The organism is Mesorhizobium sp. M0601 (genome assembly GCF_040320845.1).
Lineage (GTDB): Bacteria > Pseudomonadota > Alphaproteobacteria > Rhizobiales > Rhizobiaceae > Mesorhizobium.
Map to the genome: position 1 here is coordinate 35,424 of NZ_JAMYQK010000020.1, position 14,909 is coordinate 50,332.

Annotated in this window: 19 protein-coding genes; 10 read left to right on the top strand and 9 right to left on the bottom strand. The window is 62.4% G+C overall.

Features of this window, described 5'->3' with window-relative positions; translation table 11 throughout:
- Positions 1 to 8: 8 nt before the first annotated feature.
- Entirely contained in the window at positions 9 to 377 is a 369-nt protein-coding gene (locus NKI41_RS18745) for a hypothetical protein (protein WP_352469435.1), read from the top strand.
- Between the two features lie 490 nt (positions 378 to 867).
- Here NKI41_RS18745 and NKI41_RS18750 read toward each other — a convergent pair whose 3' ends face one another.
- The gene (locus NKI41_RS18750; protein WP_352469434.1) at positions 868 to 1,809 is read right to left on the bottom strand and encodes a nucleoside hydrolase; all 942 of its coding nucleotides are present in this window, start codon (positions 1,807 to 1,809) and stop codon (positions 868 to 870) included.
- Between the two features lie 144 nt (positions 1,810 to 1,953).
- Between NKI41_RS18750 and NKI41_RS18755 the strand changes: the two genes are divergently transcribed.
- Together NKI41_RS18755 and NKI41_RS18760 are read left to right on the top strand one after the other, a co-directional pair.
- Complete coding sequence (locus NKI41_RS18755) at positions 1,954 to 2,379, top strand: Hsp20 family protein (RefSeq protein WP_023675270.1); 426 nt, start codon at positions 1,954 to 1,956, stop codon at positions 2,377 to 2,379.
- A gap of 63 nt (positions 2,380 to 2,442) precedes the next feature.
- Positions 2,443 to 2,700: a BQ00720 family protein gene (locus NKI41_RS18760; RefSeq protein WP_023675269.1), complete on the top strand. Its 258-nt coding sequence runs from the start codon at positions 2,443 to 2,445 to the stop codon at positions 2,698 to 2,700.
- A 92-nt stretch (positions 2,701 to 2,792) separates the two neighbouring features.
- Here the strand turns inward: NKI41_RS18760 and ptsN are convergent, their stop codons facing one another.
- The 6 genes from ptsN to lptC all read right to left on the bottom strand — a co-directional run bounded on the left by ptsN (position 2,793) and on the right by lptC (position 8,043).
- The gene (gene ptsN, locus NKI41_RS18765; protein WP_023675268.1) at positions 2,793 to 3,257 is read right to left on the bottom strand and encodes a PTS IIA-like nitrogen regulatory protein PtsN; all 465 of its coding nucleotides are present in this window, start codon (positions 3,255 to 3,257) and stop codon (positions 2,793 to 2,795) included.
- Positions 3,258 to 3,316: 59 nt separating this feature from the next.
- Entirely contained in the window at positions 3,317 to 3,901 is a 585-nt protein-coding gene (gene hpf / locus NKI41_RS18770; protein WP_023675267.1) for a ribosome hibernation-promoting factor, HPF/YfiA family, read from the bottom strand.
- A 291-nt stretch (positions 3,902 to 4,192) separates the two neighbouring features.
- Positions 4,193 to 5,719, bottom strand: coding sequence for an RNA polymerase factor sigma-54 (gene rpoN, locus NKI41_RS18775; RefSeq protein ID WP_352469431.1), 1,527 nt, complete (start codon positions 5,717 to 5,719; stop codon positions 4,193 to 4,195).
- Between the two features lie 197 nt (positions 5,720 to 5,916).
- A complete protein-coding gene (gene lptB, locus NKI41_RS18780) occupies positions 5,917 to 6,735 on the bottom strand; it encodes an LPS export ABC transporter ATP-binding protein (RefSeq protein WP_352684484.1) in 819 nt (272 codons plus the stop codon).
- The gene (locus NKI41_RS18785; RefSeq protein ID WP_292664963.1) at positions 6,735 to 7,343 is read right to left on the bottom strand and encodes an LptA/OstA family protein; all 609 of its coding nucleotides are present in this window, start codon (positions 7,341 to 7,343) and stop codon (positions 6,735 to 6,737) included. The genes lptB and NKI41_RS18785 overlap by 1 nt, the downstream gene beginning before the upstream one ends.
- On the bottom strand, positions 7,330 to 8,043 hold the full coding sequence (gene lptC, locus NKI41_RS18790; RefSeq protein ID WP_352502649.1) for an LPS export ABC transporter periplasmic protein LptC: 714 nt from the start codon (positions 8,041 to 8,043) through the stop codon (positions 7,330 to 7,332). The genes NKI41_RS18785 and lptC overlap by 14 nt, the downstream gene beginning before the upstream one ends.
- A gap of 306 nt (positions 8,044 to 8,349) precedes the next feature.
- Here lptC and sppA point away from each other — a divergent pair, with 306 nt between their 5' ends.
- The 4 genes from sppA (at position 8,350) to lhpI (ending at position 11,054) form a co-directional block, all read left to right on the top strand.
- The gene (gene sppA / locus NKI41_RS18795) at positions 8,350 to 9,306 is read left to right on the top strand and encodes a signal peptide peptidase SppA (protein WP_352469429.1); all 957 of its coding nucleotides are present in this window, start codon (positions 8,350 to 8,352) and stop codon (positions 9,304 to 9,306) included.
- Between the two features lie 81 nt (positions 9,307 to 9,387).
- Positions 9,388 to 9,672 (top strand): integration host factor subunit beta, encoded by a 285-nt coding sequence (locus NKI41_RS18800; RefSeq protein ID WP_023675261.1) that lies wholly within the window; start codon positions 9,388 to 9,390, stop codon positions 9,670 to 9,672.
- 47 nt (positions 9,673 to 9,719) lie between these two features.
- Entirely contained in the window at positions 9,720 to 10,052 is a 333-nt protein-coding gene (locus NKI41_RS18805; protein WP_352469428.1) for a LapA family protein, read from the top strand.
- Between the two features lie 33 nt (positions 10,053 to 10,085).
- Positions 10,086 to 11,054 (top strand): bifunctional Delta(1)-pyrroline-2-carboxylate/Delta(1)-piperideine-2-carboxylate reductase, encoded by a 969-nt coding sequence (gene lhpI, locus NKI41_RS18810; RefSeq protein WP_352684486.1) that lies wholly within the window; start codon positions 10,086 to 10,088, stop codon positions 11,052 to 11,054.
- Between the two features lie 96 nt (positions 11,055 to 11,150).
- Here lhpI and NKI41_RS18815 read toward each other — a convergent pair whose 3' ends face one another.
- Entirely contained in the window at positions 11,151 to 11,519 is a 369-nt protein-coding gene (locus NKI41_RS18815) for a VOC family protein (protein ID WP_352469426.1), read from the bottom strand.
- Positions 11,520 to 11,606: 87 nt separating this feature from the next.
- Complete coding sequence (locus tag NKI41_RS18820) at positions 11,607 to 12,290, bottom strand: helix-turn-helix transcriptional regulator (RefSeq protein WP_352684488.1); 684 nt, start codon at positions 12,288 to 12,290, stop codon at positions 11,607 to 11,609.
- 107 nt (positions 12,291 to 12,397) lie between these two features.
- Here NKI41_RS18820 and NKI41_RS18825 point away from each other — a divergent pair, with 107 nt between their 5' ends.
- The 3 genes from NKI41_RS18825 (at position 12,398) to NKI41_RS18835 (ending at position 14,897) form a co-directional block, all read left to right on the top strand.
- Entirely contained in the window at positions 12,398 to 12,883 is a 486-nt protein-coding gene (locus tag NKI41_RS18825) for a DUF1772 domain-containing protein (protein WP_352684490.1), read from the top strand.
- A gap of 88 nt (positions 12,884 to 12,971) precedes the next feature.
- Positions 12,972 to 14,033 carry an RsmD family RNA methyltransferase gene (locus NKI41_RS18830; protein WP_352684492.1) on the top strand — a complete coding sequence of 354 codons (1,062 nt, stop codon included), beginning with the start codon at positions 12,972 to 12,974 and terminating at the stop codon, positions 14,031 to 14,033.
- Positions 14,034 to 14,897, top strand: coding sequence for a TrmH family RNA methyltransferase (locus NKI41_RS18835; protein WP_352684494.1), 864 nt, complete (start codon positions 14,034 to 14,036; stop codon positions 14,895 to 14,897).
- Positions 14,898 to 14,909: the final 12 nt, after the last annotated feature.

The window sequence follows — 14,909 nt, forward strand, 5'->3', positions numbered from 1 at the left end:
AAAGCCGATTGAAAGTCGGCCTTCAGGCCACCACATGGATCAACAGTTGGGGATTCATGTCTATGCCGTGGAGTTACGCGGATTTGAAAAGGAACGCGTTTGGCGTGATCCTGTTCATCGCTTTGTTCGCGGCGATGGTTCCGTCGGCTCTGAACAAATGGGCGAATGACGCAAGTCCGATCCGATCGGTCGACCCGGTCGATGCGACGATCAAAAGTGGACAGGGTAAAGGGCGCAATATCCAATATCTGCTGGTCCTTGAGAACGGTTCGACGGTCCTCGTTTACGACGACCTCCCGCATCTGATCGGCTCGCGCGTAGGCATCGAGCGCGTCACGCGCGACAATGGCTTCGTCTTTTACCGGTTTGCAAATTGAACGACGATCGATCGATAAGCTGTTTTCAAAGGTGACGCGAGTGACATGGCTTTTTCGGGGAATCGCTCTTGAACAAAGCCCCTATGCTACTCAACTCTAAGGTATGGGGCCGGCAAATCTTTCTCTTAGAACCCGCATTCTTTTGCTTCGGGAAGAGTTTCGCGACAGAGTTGTTGGCATCACAATCTTGTGTGCGCTCGCTCTCGCGATCGCTGTGCCGATTGTAACCAGGCAGAACAGTCCGATCACTGGCACACAACTCGTAGGAGGCACCGTCGAAGATGTTGCGACGATGCCTCTAAATCCGAGGGGTTCCGTCGGACATGGACTTTATTATAGATATGAAGTCCGCCTCTATGAGGGCAACGCTCGGATATTTGTCGATGGTGAGGTGGAAACACCCCACATGATTGGATCGGAAGTCTCGATCGAAGAACAACAACGCCAGGACGGTACCACCACCTACCGCCTGCTCAACTACTGAGCAGCCCTAAAGCCGCCCCAGCCGTTCCAGCAACAGCGCGAAAAACGCATCATGGTCGATGTCGCGCATCACCATGGCGTTCTTCGGCCGCTTGGTCACCCCCCACCAGTCGATCACCGTCATGCCCATGGTGAGCTCCGAGGCGGTTTCCACGCTGACATTGCAGTTGCGCCCCTTGAACAGCTTCGGCTTCAGCAGATACGCGATCACGCAAGGATCGTGCAGCGGGCCGCCGTCGGTACCGTATTTCTCCTCGTCGAAACGTTCGAAGAATTCCAGCATGTCCGCGGTGGCCGTGCCGACCCTGGTGCCGAGCTTGCGGAAGGCCTTCGTACGCTTGGCGGTGGTCAGCGCCTTGTGGGTGACGTCGAGCGGCATCATCACGATCGGAATGCCGGATTTGAACACGACATCGGCAGCATGCGGATCGACATAGATGTTGAACTCGGCGGTCGGCGTGACGTTGCCGCCCTCGAAGAAGCCGCCGCCCATCAGCACGATTTCCTTGATGCGCGGCGCGATTTTCGGCTCGCGGATCAGCGCCAGCGCAACGTTGGTGAGCGGCCCGAGCGCGCACAGCGTGATCGTGCCGCTCTCCTCGTTCATCAGCGTCTCAACGATGAAATCAACCGCATACTCGTCCTGCAGTTTCATCTTTGGTTCGGGCAGTTGCGGCCCGTTGAGGCCGGTCTTGCCATGCACTTCCTCGGCGGTGACGAGTTCGCGCGCCAGCGGCCGGATGGCGCCTGCATAGACCTTGACGTCCGGCCGGCCGGCCAGCTCGCAGATCTTGCGGGCGTTTTTTTCGGTAAGTTTCAGCGGCACGTTGCCGGCCACCGCGGTGATGCCGACGATCTCCAGCTCGGCGCTGCCCAGCGCCAGCAATATGGCGACGGCATCGTCCTGGCCGGGGTCAGTGTCGATGATGATCCTGCGGGATTGGGGCATTTCAATTCCTTGTTTTGGCAAGTCTTTTTGGGCGGGACGTGTGACGGCTTGAAGTCTGCCGGGCGGCGGACCATATCAAGACCATCGGGAAAAATGCCATCCGGGTTTTTCCACTTTATGTCGCTCTTGAGAGGACACTGTAACATGAGCCGAATGACGCCTTTTTCCAGCCCGCTTCTCCTCGGTTTCGATTCCATGGAAAAGACGCTGGAGCGGTTGGCAAAGTCCGGTGACAGCTATCCTCCCTACAACATCGAGCGCCTCAGCGGTGCCGACGGCAAAACCGAAAGGCTGCGTATCACGCTCGCCGTCGCCGGTTTCGCGGAAAGCGATCTCGATGTCACAACGGAGGAGAACCAGTTGGTCGTGCGCGGCCGTCAGAACGACGACACCGAGCGCGAATTCCTCCACCGCGGCATCGCCGCGCGCCAGTTTCAGCGCTGTTTCGTGCTGGCCGACGGCATGCGGGTGATTGCGGCGGAATTGAAGAACGGCCTTCTGTCGATCGATCTCGATCGGCCGGAATCCGAACGGCTGGTACGAAAAATAAACATATCGGTGAAAGACTGATTTTTGCCGATAGCTCTCATGCGGGATGGCCTTGAGCGGCATCTCGCGGCAAGGAGGCTTGAAATGACCAGAACTAACGAAAATATCATCATGACCAGCGGCGAATTCGCCCATCTCGGCGAAGGTTCTGTCGCCTATCTCAGGAAAGTGTCGAGCGACGATCTGCGCGGCCGTTTCCCGGGCCTCGGCGAAATCGCGCCCGGGCTGGAACTGTGGGCCCTGTTTGCCGCCAATGGCCAGCCGATCCTGCTTTCGGACGCTCGCGACCGGGCACTGGCTGGCGCGCTGGAAAACGATCTGACCCCGGTCGCTATCCACTAACGTCGTTATCCACTGACAAATACGGCGCAGCGATCTGGTTGGAAACGGACAGGGCCGCTCACGGCGGCCCTTCAACGGATTTAATCAAAACCTCAGGCGGCGTGCGAGGCCTGTGTGTCCGACAGCAGCGCGTGGATGGCTACGGCGTCGCGCGTGCCCCTGATCTTGGCAACCGTGTCGGCGTCGCGCAGCACCCGCGCAATGCGCGACAGCGCCTTGAGGTGGTCGGCGCCGGCGCCTTCGGGAGCCAAAAGCAGAAACACCAGGTCGACCGGCTGATCATCGAGGGCCTCGAAGTCCACCGGTGTCTCCAGCCGGGCAAAAACGCCGGCGATCCGCTTCACCCCGGCCAGCTTGCCGTGCGGAATGGCGATGCCGTTGCCGACGCCGGTGGAGCCGAGCCGCTCGCGCTGCAGGATGGTGTCGAACACCTCTCGCTCCGGAATGCCGGAAATCGCCGCCGCCCTTTCGGACAGCAATTGCAGCAGCTGCTTTTTGGAGTTCGCCTTCAACGCCGGCATGATTGCCGGAACGCTGACGAGATCGCTCAGATCCATGCTTGAAATCCCTTGTTCGCCTGCCGTCGCCAGTCCCCACGCTCGCGTGCGGCTGGTTTTTACCCCTGCGCGACCTTGGCCGTGGACGGGTCGATCCAGCCAATATTCCCGTCCGGCCGGCGATAGACGATGTTGAGATGGTCGTTTCCGGCATTGCGGAAGACCAGGACCGGGCTGTCCTTGGTGTCGAGTTCGATCACCGCTGACGCCACCGACATGGTCCGCAGCGTCATGGTCGATTCGGCGACGATGGCCGGCGCGAAATTCTCCGGTATGTCCTCCTCGTCGTCGGCAAGCGGCGCCATCACCGTATAGGCGACGTCGGTGAGCTCGCCGTTGCTATTGCCTGAATTGTGCGACTTCAGCCGGCGCTTGTAGCGCCTGAGGCGTGTTTCCAGACGGTCCGCCGCGGTATCGAAGGCAAGCGTTGGATCCTGGGCATCGCCGGTCGCCTGCAGCGAAGCACCGGAGTCCAGCCGGATCATGCAATCGGCCGTGTAGCGCGACCCCGATTTGACGACTACGATTTGCCCTGAAAAGCCCCGATCGAAATATTTCCCGATCACTTCCCCGACACGGTCGTTGATGCGCGTACGGAACGCATCGCCGATATCCATGTGTTTTCCCGATATGCGCAGTGTCATCTGAAAACTGACCTTCCTTGCTCAGGCTTCAAACTGTCCCGAGTTTATACTCGTGGTCCGCGCGCACAAGCTTTTGCGGCGTCACTTGCGCCGATTTTAGATCCGAACTTTCCGGTTGATCACAAGCCGCCTTCTTGGCCGTCCCGTGGCCTACATCGTGACGGACCATCTCTCGTGCGGGCATCGGCGAACTCAAATCCACTCGCCAGCCCGTCCCATGCGGGCGGGCTTCTAGCCACTTCGTCGCCGCTTGTCAATGAAGGGCGAAAGCTGTGGAAATTCCGCCGGAGATCAACGGCCGGCGCTGGCCAAAGCGCGTTTTTCACGCCGCCGCTGCACCGAAGAGGGTATGTTCATGCCTTCCCGGTATTTGGCCACCGTGCGCCTGGCGATGTCGACGCCGCTTTCCCGCAGCATGTCCACGATGGCATCGTCGGAAAGCACATCGATGGCTTTCTCCTCGTCGATCAGCTGCTTTATGCGGTCGCGCACCGCTTCCGACGAATGCGCATCGCCGCCACCTGACGAAGCGATCGAGGCGGTGAAGAAATAGCGCAGCTCGAACACGCCGCGCGGCGTCAGCATGTATTTGTTTGCCGTGACCCGGCTGACCGTTGATTCGTGCATGCCGATGGCGTCCGCCACCGTGCGCAGGTTGAGCGGCTTCAGGTGCCGCACGCCGTGGACGAGAAAAGCGTCCTGCTGGCGCACGATCTCAGAGGCCACCTTGAGAATGGTCTTCGCCCGCTGGTCGAGGCTGCGCGTGAGCCAGTTGGCGTTCTGCAGGCATTCGGCAAGGAAATCCTTTTCCGCCTGGTTTTTCGCATGTGGCGTGACCTGGGCGAAATAGATGTGATCGACCAGCACGCGCGGCAGCGTCTCGGCATTGAGCTCGACCGTCCAGCTGCCGTCATTGGCTGCACGCACCTCGATGTCGGCCACGATCGCATCGCTGGCACCGCGCGAAAACGCCATTCCCGGCCGTGGGTCGAGCGCCCGGATCTCGGCCAGCATGTCGAGCAGATCCTCTTCGTCGACGCCGCAAATCCGCTTCAGCGTCTGGAAATCGCGCCGTGCCAGGAGTTCGAGATTGGCGATCAGCGCCTTCATCGCCGGATCGAGCCGGTCGCGCACGGCCAGCTGCAGCAACAGGCATTCGGCGAGGTCGCGGGCGAATATGCCGGCGGGCTCGAATGTCTGGCAGACCGCCAGGACCGTTGCCATCGCCGTGGCGTCCGCGCCGAGGCGGGCGGCGATCTCGGCCATATCGGCACGCATGTAGCCGGCCTCGTCGAGGCCGTCGGCAAGCTCGCCGGCGATCAGGCGCGCCGCCGGATCGGCAAAAGCGAGCGCCACCTGCTCGCCGACATGGTCGCGCAGCGTGATGGCCGCCGCCGCCATATCCGCGACGTCGAAGCCGTCGGAGGAAGAGGTGGAACCGTTGCCGGACGCCGATTTCCATTGTGCCGTCAGGTCGGGCCCGAGCCGCTCGCTCGTACCAGGATCGTCAGGAAACAGGTTTTCCAGCGACGTATCGAGCTTTTCCGAGATCGCCTCGGCGCTCCATGCCGTTTCCGCCTCGAACCAGTCGCCGTCGGCAGCCGGTTCCGATGCGGCGTCGCCCTTCTGCGCCTGGTCGCTGGCGGCGTCCTCCTGCGGTTCGGCGCGTTCCAGCAAGGGATTGCGTTCGATCTCGTCGTCGATGAAGCGTTCCAACTCGAGATGGGTGAACTGCAGCAGGCGGATCGACTGCATCAGCTGCGGCGTCATCACCAGCGACTGCGACTGTCGTAGCTGTAGTTTTGCCGCCAACGCCATGGTTCGGTTTCAAACGCCCCGTCTACGCACCCGCACTGCTGGAAGGAATTTTCCAGGCCAGCATAGAAACTGGCCCGGCTTTTGCTTGTCAAGGCGAGGAGCGGTAAAACTCGCCTGCCGACGCGTTTTCAGGCAGAAAATTGAAGAAAAAGCTGTTGGACTACGCCGGAAATCCCGTTCGAACCGGAATTTCGCATTTAGAGTGTAAATCCCTCGCCGAGATAAAGCCGCCGCACGTCGGCATTTGCGACCACTTCGTCGGCTCGACCATGGGTCAGCACCTGGCCGGCATGGATGATGTAGGCGCGGTCGATCAGGCCAAGTGTCTCGCGGACATTGTGGTCGGTGATCAGAACGCCGATGCCACGTGCCGTCAAGTGGCGCACGAGTTGCTGGATGTCGGCGACGGCGATCGGATCGATGCCGGCGAAAGGTTCGTCGAGCAGCATATAGGCGGGGCGGGTTGCCAAGGCGCGGGCAATTTCGAGGCGTCGCCGCTCACCGCCGGAGAGCGACAGCGACGGAGCCTTGCGCAGATGGCTGATGTGAAATTCCTCGAGCAATTCGTCGAGCAGGCGCTCACGCTCCTTGCGGCTCTTTTCGACGACCTCGAGCACGGCCCGGATGTTTTGCTCGACATTCAGGCCGCGAAAAATCGACGCTTCCTGCGGCAGATAGCCGATGCCGAGACGGGCGCGGCGATACATCGGCATCGACGTGACGTCGAAACCGTCGATTTCGATCGTGCCTTCATCGACCGGCACCAGGCCGGTTACCATGTAGAAACAGGTCGTCTTGCCGGCGCCGTTGGGGCCGAGCAGCCCAACCGCCTCGCCGGCGCGCACGCCCAGCGTCACGCCGCTGACGACTTTGCGGCCCTTGTAGCTTTTGGTCAGGCCCTTGGCGATCAAGGTTCCCTTGAACTTTGCCGCTTCGACGGTGACCCTGGCCGGTGCCGCAAGTTTGCTGGCGGCGCGCCCTGGAAGACGCGCCAGCAGCGACGATATACCGGCCATCAGGGTTTCGCTGCTCCAGACTTCGCCGGCGGCGTGATCGACATCATGACGCGGCCGCCGCAAGCGTCGACCTGGGCAAGGCCGCTCTTCATCTGCACGGTAAGCTTGCAGCCGACAAGCACGTTATCGCCTTGCGAGAGCACGACCTTGCTGCCCGAAAGCACCAGCACTTCGGTCTTCATGTCGAAGGTGCCGCGGTCGCCGGTGGCAACCTGATTGTCCGATTTGATGTAGACCTTATCGTCGACCTCGAGATGGTCGATGTTGGCGGATCCGGTCATCGCCGCGGCACCCGCGGGCTGGGCGCCTTTAGCGGCGCCTGCATCCCTGACGTAATAGACCGTCATTTTGCCGGCCTTGAGCACGGTTGGACCCTGGACGACGTTGACGTTGCCGGTGAAGACGGCGACGCTTTCCGCCTGGCGCACCTCGAGCTTGTCGCTTTCGATCTGGATAGGCTTGTCGCCCGACAGCCTGAGGCCGGACATTTGGCTGGTGGCACTGGATTGCGCCAGCGACGGCGCCGTCCCGAAGGTCAGCCCCAAGGGCAACCCGAGCGTCAACGCCGAAATCGCGGCGAGGCGCCGTGCCGAACTACTGAACCGCATTGGTCTCTCCGCTCTTTGCCTCTGCCGCCTTCAAACTGGCGGGATCGATGTCGACGCGCACCTTGTTCTCGAAAACCAGGACCTTGCCATTGTCCTGGACTGACATCGAATCCGCCCTGATCCGCGACCCGCCGCGGCTGACATCGACGGGCTCGCTTGTCTTCATAGTGCCTTCGCCCATGTCGAGATAGACTGATTTGAATTTTGCCACCACACCATCCGTGGTCGACACGGTCACATCGCTGGTCAGGCTGAGCGTGTTGCCGTCGCGATCATAGGTGCCGTGCGTGGCATCGATGGCGGCCGTGTTGTCGGTCGCAATCGGCAGCTTGGCCTTGATGCCCTCCAGATCGATGATGCCTTGTTTGCTGACATCCTGTATGGCGCGCAGGGCTGTCATCGAATAGGGCAGGTTCTGTTTGGTGAAGCCGTTGAGCTTGGGGTTCGCCATCACCAGCTTGCCATCGGCAAAGGCGCCGCCGTCGGCCTGCACCTCGATTGCAGCGGGAGCCATGAGATAGGAATAGACGGGAAACGCGACCGCAATCACGGCAGCGACCAGCGGCACGGCCAGCTTGAGGACACGGACCCGGCGCGAATGACGCTGCGCAACGTCAAACGCGTCGACCCGCGCCCGGCCTGCGGCCTTGGGAGCCAACTCCGTCTCGGTGTTGGTCGGTTCGATTGGTCCCGCTAACATGACTGCTTCTTCTAAACCCCTGCCCGCCAGGCCGCCCTATAGGTGGGGTGCCGGCGCCCTCAAGCAAGCACAAGCCGAGGAAAACCGCAAAAATGTGACAGCCGCCCCTGTACAATGAAAATGGCCCCAGCGCAGCCTGTACCTCATACCAGATATGGGCGCACAGTGTTAGAGCCTGTGGAACGTGACAGGTTGAGGCTTGCCGCGAATGCCTAACGGCCTTTGGCGCAAGGCCGTCAGGAAACGGTAGCCGGGCGCGAATGGTTGCTTTAAAAGCATCTGCTCCCACCGACTACGAGGCTGACCATGGTATTGAGAGCCGACGACCTGATCGACCGCCGCCGCTTGCGCCGCAAGCTGACATTCTGGCGTGTTGCGGCGATTATCGTCGCAGCAGCCGGACTGATCGCCTTCTCGGCATGGATCTATGGTGACGACTTCACCGGCGCGGCTGTCGACCACATCGCCAAGGTCAAGATCGAAGGTACCATCACCGAAGACGAAGAACTGATCAAGCGGCTGGAGGCAATCCGTCAGTCGCCGCGCGTCAAGGCTGTGATCCTGTCGATCGATTCACCCGGCGGCACCACCGTCGGTGGCGAATCGATCTATGAGGCAGTGCGCAAGCTCGCCGCCGACAAGCCGGTGGTGGCCGAGGTCGGCACGCTCGCGGCTTCGGCAGGCTATATGATCGCCACCGCGGCCGACCATATTGTCGCACGCAAATCCTCAATCGTCGGCTCGATCGGCGTGCTGATTCAGTACCCGGACGTCAGCGGCCTCATGGACAAGCTCGGCGTCAAGCTGGAGGAGGTGAAATCCTCGCCCTTGAAGGCCTCGCCTTCTCCCTTCAAGCCGACCAATGACGATGAGCGCGCCATGGTCCGCAAGCTCATCCTCGACAGCTACGACTGGTTCGTCGGCATCGTCGCCGAGCGCCGCAACATGACCAAGCCGGAGGTGCTGGCGCTCGCAGACGGGTCGATCTTCACCGGCCGGCAGGCGGTCACCAACAGATTGATCGACGCGGTCGGCGGCGAGGCCGAAGCGATCGACTGGCTTGCAGGCAAGGGCGTCGATGCCAAGCTCAAGGTGGTGGAATGGAAGGACACGGAAAAACGCGGCGGTTTCCTGTTCTCCAAAGCGATGGCGCAGACCGTCGGTGCTGCGCTTGGCCTGGCCGGCCATGACGGCGACGTCCTTCACGAAATTGGAGCGGACCGCTTGTTTCTTGACGGTCTCGTTTCCGTCTGGCACCCTTGAGGAACCGCTTGGGACGAGTGAAAAACCAAATAAAATCATTCTGATAATTTCGGCGGCACTGCTTTTACGGGGAGCCTTTTCATGATCAAATCCGAACTTGTGCAGATCATCGCCACGCGTAATCCGCATCTTTTCCTGCGCGACGTCGAAAACATTGTCAGCGCCATCTTCGATGAAATCACCGACGCGCTTGCCGAGGGCAACCGGGTCGAGTTGCGCGGCTTCGGCGCGTTTTCGGTGAAAAATCGCCCTGCCCGCACCGGCCGCAACCCGCGCACCGGCGAATCCGTAGAGGTCGAGGAGAAATGGGTACCGTTCTTCAAGACCGGCAAGGAATTGCGTGAAAGGCTGAACGGAGGCAAATAGGCGCCGCGCCCGCCGTCCCGCTCCGACAGCAGTCCCTACGGAAAAACATGTTCAATCGCTTAATCCTCATCGTGGTCTTCGTGCCGCTGGCCATCACCCTGATCGCGCTGGCCGTTGCCAACCGCGAACCGGTCGCCTTCACGCTCGACCCGTTCAATCCGGGCAACCCGGCGCTGACACTGACCTTGCCGCTGTTCATATTCCTGTTCCTTGCCCTTGCCATCGGCATGATCGTCGGCAGCCTGGCGACCTGGATCAAGCAAGGGCGCTATCGCAAGCTGGCGCGCCAGCGCGGTGCCGAGGCCGAGAATCTGCGCCAGGCGGTAAGCCGCGCGCCTGCCGCGCCTCGGGGCCCGGCTTTGCCGAAGCCGACAAACTGAAGCGTCGCTGACATATCTTTCGCGGAGCCTTTCATGCTGACCATTTCGGCCGCCGAGGTCGACAGCGCGCTGACCTTTCCCGGACTGATCGAGACGCTGCGCGCCGCGTTTCGCGATGGCGCCATACAGCCGGTCAGGCACCATCATACGATAGAGCGGCCCGACGGCGCCGCTTCAACGCTGCTTTTGATGCCGGCCTGGACCGACTTCAACACGGCTGGCACCTCCGCCGGCGGTCACATCGGCATCAAGATCGTCACCGTGTCGCCCGACAACAACGCTGTCGGAAAACCCGCGGTGATGGGCCTTTACCTCTTGCTCGACGGCGCCACTGGCGAGCCGCAGGCCATGATCGACGGCCAGCGGCTGACGCAGTGGCGCACGGCCTGCGCCTCGGCGCTGGCCGCCTCCTACCTGGCCCGCGAGGACGCCTCGCGGCTGCTCGTGGTAGGCGCCGGCGCGCTGTCGCCGTTCCTGGCGAAGGCGCATTCGGCTGTGCGGCCGATCACCAGCATCCGCATCTGGAACCGCACGCCGGCCAATGCCGAAAAGGTCGCTGCAAGATTGCGTGCGGAAGGTTTTGCGGCCGAAGCCGCAGGCGATCTCGACGCCGAACTCGGCCAGGCCGACATCATTTCCTCGGCGACAATCACCACCGAGCCGCTGGTCAAGGGCGCCTTGTTGCGACCCGGAACGCATGTCGACCTCGTCGGCGGCTTCACTCCGGCGATGCGCGAAAGCGACGACGACACGGTTGCGCGGGCCCGCGTCTATGTCGACACCCGCGCCGGCGCCGCCAAAGAGGCGGGCGACATCGTCCAGCCACTGGCCTCCGGCGTGTTGAAGCCGGAAGCCATCGTCGCCGACCTTTATGAACTCACGCGCGGCCAGAAAAAAGGCCGGCAGAACGACGACGAGATCACGCTGTTCAAGTCGGTCGGCGCAGCCCTCGAGGACCTCGCCGCCAGCATTGGCGTGTATCGCGCAAGCGTAGGGCAGTAGGGCAGTAGGGCAGTAGGGCAGTAGGAAACCGCACTGATCGTGCGGCGCCGCGCCAGCTATATTTCCTGTCACGTACTCCCCTACTGCCCTACTGCCTTACTCCCTTTGCCAATAAACCCGCAGCCGATGATTGTCGGGATCGAGCGCGACGAAGGTCCGGCCGAAATCCATGTCGGTCGGGCTCTGCAGGATTTTCAGACCCCGTCCGGCCCAATCGGTGTAGGTGGCATCGACCGCCTCCGGCGTGTCCAGCGCAAAGACGATCTCGGCGCCACCGCCTGCTGCCGCGGCGGCCGGTTCCACGGTGTGACGCGACCAGAGGCCGAGCTTGAAGCCGTTGTCGAGCACGAACAGCACGAAGGTCGGCGAGGTCTCGACCGGCTGCCGCCCAAGCAGCGCGCTATAGAAGGCGCCGCTTTGCTCAGGCTTGTCGACATAGAGGATGACGAAATTGGGCGGTGTCATGAATTGCTCTCCAGATCGTTTCGACTGGAGGAGCATACCGTACGCCCACTGCCAGATTCTGGCAGCAGTCTCAACTGAGCAGCAGCCTTAGCTTGGCGTGTCGAGCGTCGCCCGCCATTCTTTGAGCAGCACCTGACGGCGGCGCGGATAGCGCATCTCGGTGGCATTGAGGCCGGATATCCGGTCGGCGCGAAAGTGCCTGAAATCCTGGCGCATCTCGCACCAGGCCGCGACGACGCGCACCTTGTCGAAGAAGCCGAGTGCGAACGGCCAGACGGTGCGCTCGGAGGCAGCGCCGCCGGCGTCGCGATAGACAAAGCTCAGCTTACGCTCCTCGCGGATGGCCTGCCGCACCACGCCGAGATCGATGCCTTCGGTGACCTCGGTGCGCGACCCGACCAGCAGCGTCGAGGCGTCGAGCTCTTCGCGCAAATCGTTCGGCAGCACCGCCGCGATCTTGGCCAGCGCGTCGGTGGCGGCGTTCGCAAGCCGCCAGTCCGGCTGCTTGGCCACCCAGCGCGAACCGAGCACGATCGCCTCGATCTCCTCATCGGTGAACATCAAGGGCGGCAGCATGAAACCGGGCCTGAGCACGTAACCCAACCCCGCCTCACCCTCGATCGGCGCGCCCTGCCCCTGCAGCGTGGCGATATCGCGATAGAGCGTGCGGATCGACACACCCATTTCGCCCGCAAGGCTGCGGCCGCTGACTGGCCGGCGATGCCGGCGCAGGATCTGGATCAGGTCGAGCAGGCGTTCAGCACGGGACATGAATCATGACCTGGTTTCAATCACGATAGAGCCCCAGCGCTTTCGGCGGCAAGCGACATGGGTGGCGGACGGGAACGTCTGCGTCCTGACGCCGTTGTCTGGCCACTATGGATATGCGCGGGTTCCTGTTGTTCTGGTCGGTTTTGACCGCCATCGTCGCTGCGCTCAGCCTCGGACCATCGTTCGCCCATGTGCTGGAATCGGTGCCGCGGCTGACCAGTTGGCCGCCTTCGCTCTGGCGTGAAACCACTGTCTTCAACGCTCAGTTCCAATTCTTCGCGATTGTCGGCGCACCGCTGGACGTGGCCGCGATCCCCTGTCCGGGGCTTCTCGCCTGGATGCTGCGCAGTGACCGCCCGGCATTCTGGTGGATTTTGGCCGCCACCGTGCTTTATCTGATGGCCCTCGTGGCGTGGTTTACCCTGGTCAAACCGGCAAACGATGTCCTGGCCACCTGGGTGCCTGGACCGATCCCGGACAATTTCGAAAGTATCCGGAGCAGTTGGGAAACCGGCCATATGGTCGTCACCGGCTTCAAGGCCGTTGGTTTCATAGCGCTCGCAGTCGGCCTGCTGTCGATCAGGCGCGGCTGATCCGGTTGCACACGTCGGCAGCCCTTTTGTTGCGCCGGTCAATGTGCTGTGGCAGAAGCGGCGAGCCGCCGTCCGGAGATGCGCCTTCTTGAAACCTTTTCGCGACAAACGCCGCGACAGCCGCCCGCCCCCGAAGGGCGGGGCGGAGCAGCCGCGGCGGCGCGACGCCGGCCTGACCGCCGGTTCGGAGCCTAAACTGCAGGACCGGTCCGAGCCGAAAGCCGCGCCGCGCCCTCTATCCCGTCGCGATGGCGCGCTGCCTGCCGAACATCTGCCGCTGATCCTCGAGGTCGGCCCCAATCAGGACTACGCGTTGCTCGACAGCGGCGCCGGAGAAAAACTCGAGCAATACGGCCCCTACCGCATCGTTCGGCCGGAGGGCCAGGCGATCTGGCAAAAGGCTTTGCCGGCCAGGGACTGGGAGCGCGCCGACGCCATTTTCACCGGCGATACCGACGAGGAAGGCATCGGCCGCTGGCGCTTCCCCAAGACGCCGCTCGGCGAGACCTGGCCGATGAAGCATGACGGCATAGATTATCTCGGCCGCTTCACTTCGTTTCGCCATGTCGGCGTCTTTCCCGAGCAGGCCTCGCACTGGGACCACATGGCCGGACTGATCGCGGCGGCAAAACGGCCGGTGAAGGTGTTGAACCTGTTCGGTTACACCGGCCTTGCCTCCTTGGTGGCGGCGCGTGCCGGCGCCGAGGTCACCCACGTGGATGCTTCCAAGAAGGCGATCGGCTGGGCGCGCGAAAACCAGGAAATGGCGGGCTTGTCGCAAAAGCCGATCCGCTGGATCGTCGACGATGCCGTGAAATTCGCCGAACGCGAGGAGCGCCGCGGCAGCCGCTACGACATCATCCTGTTCGACCCGCCCGCCTATGGCCGCGGACCGAAAGGCGAGGTCTGGCAGCTGTTCGAGGACCTGCCGGCGCTGACCGATATCTGCCGCACGATCCTGACGCCGAAGCCGCTCGCCGTGGTACTGACCGCCTATTCGATCCGCGCCTCTTTTTTCGCCATCCATGCCCTGGTGCGCGACACCTTCGCCGGCATGGGCGGCACGGTCGAGTCGGGTGAATTGATCATCCGCGAGAAATCTGCCGGTCGGGCGCTTTCGACCTCGCTGTTCTCGCGCTGGGTGGCCTGAATGAGTGCGTACGAACGGCACGCGGGCGCGCCAGGGCAGGTGAAGGAAGTCACCAGCCTCGCCAACCCGCTGGTCAAGGACATCAAGGCGCTCGCGCTGAAGAAATTCCGTGACCAGCAGAATTCCTTCATGGCCGAGGGCCTGAAGCTGGTCATCGACGCGCTCGATCTCGGCTGGTCGATCAGGACACTGGTCTTCGCCAAGGCCGGACGTGGCAATACGGCGGTTGAAAAGGTCGCGGCGCGCACGGTCGCCGCCGGCGGCACCGTCCTTGAAGTTTCGGAAAAAGTGCTGGTCGCCATCACCCGCCGCGACAATCCGCAAATGGTCGTCGGCGTGTTCTCGCAGAAATACCTGCCGTTGAAGGACATCCGCGCCCGTGACGGCGACGTCTGGGTGGCGCTCGACCGCGTCCGCGACCCCGGCAATCTCGGCACCGTCATCCGCACGGTCGACGCTGTCGGGGCCAGGGGCGTCATCTTGGTCGGCGAGACCACCGATCCCTTTTCGGTCGAAACGGTGCGCGCCACCATGGGCTCGATTTTCGCCGTGCCGGTCGCCAAGGCGTCGCCCGAAGCTTTTCTCGCCTGGCGAACGAGCTTCCCCGGCCTCGTCGCCGGCACCCACCTGAAGGGTGCGGTCGACTACCGCTCGGTCGATTTTTCAAAGGGCCCGGTGCTTTTGATGATGGGTAACGAGCAGCAAGGCCTGCCTGACGAGCTTGCCGCAAGCTGCGACAAACTGCTGCGGATACCGCAGGCCGGCCGCGCCGATTCGCTCAACCTTGCAGTGGCCACCGGCGTCATGCTGTTCGAGATCCGGCGCGGCGCGCTGAAGCTCGGCCCGGAGGACGCCAGATCGTGACATCTCAAACCG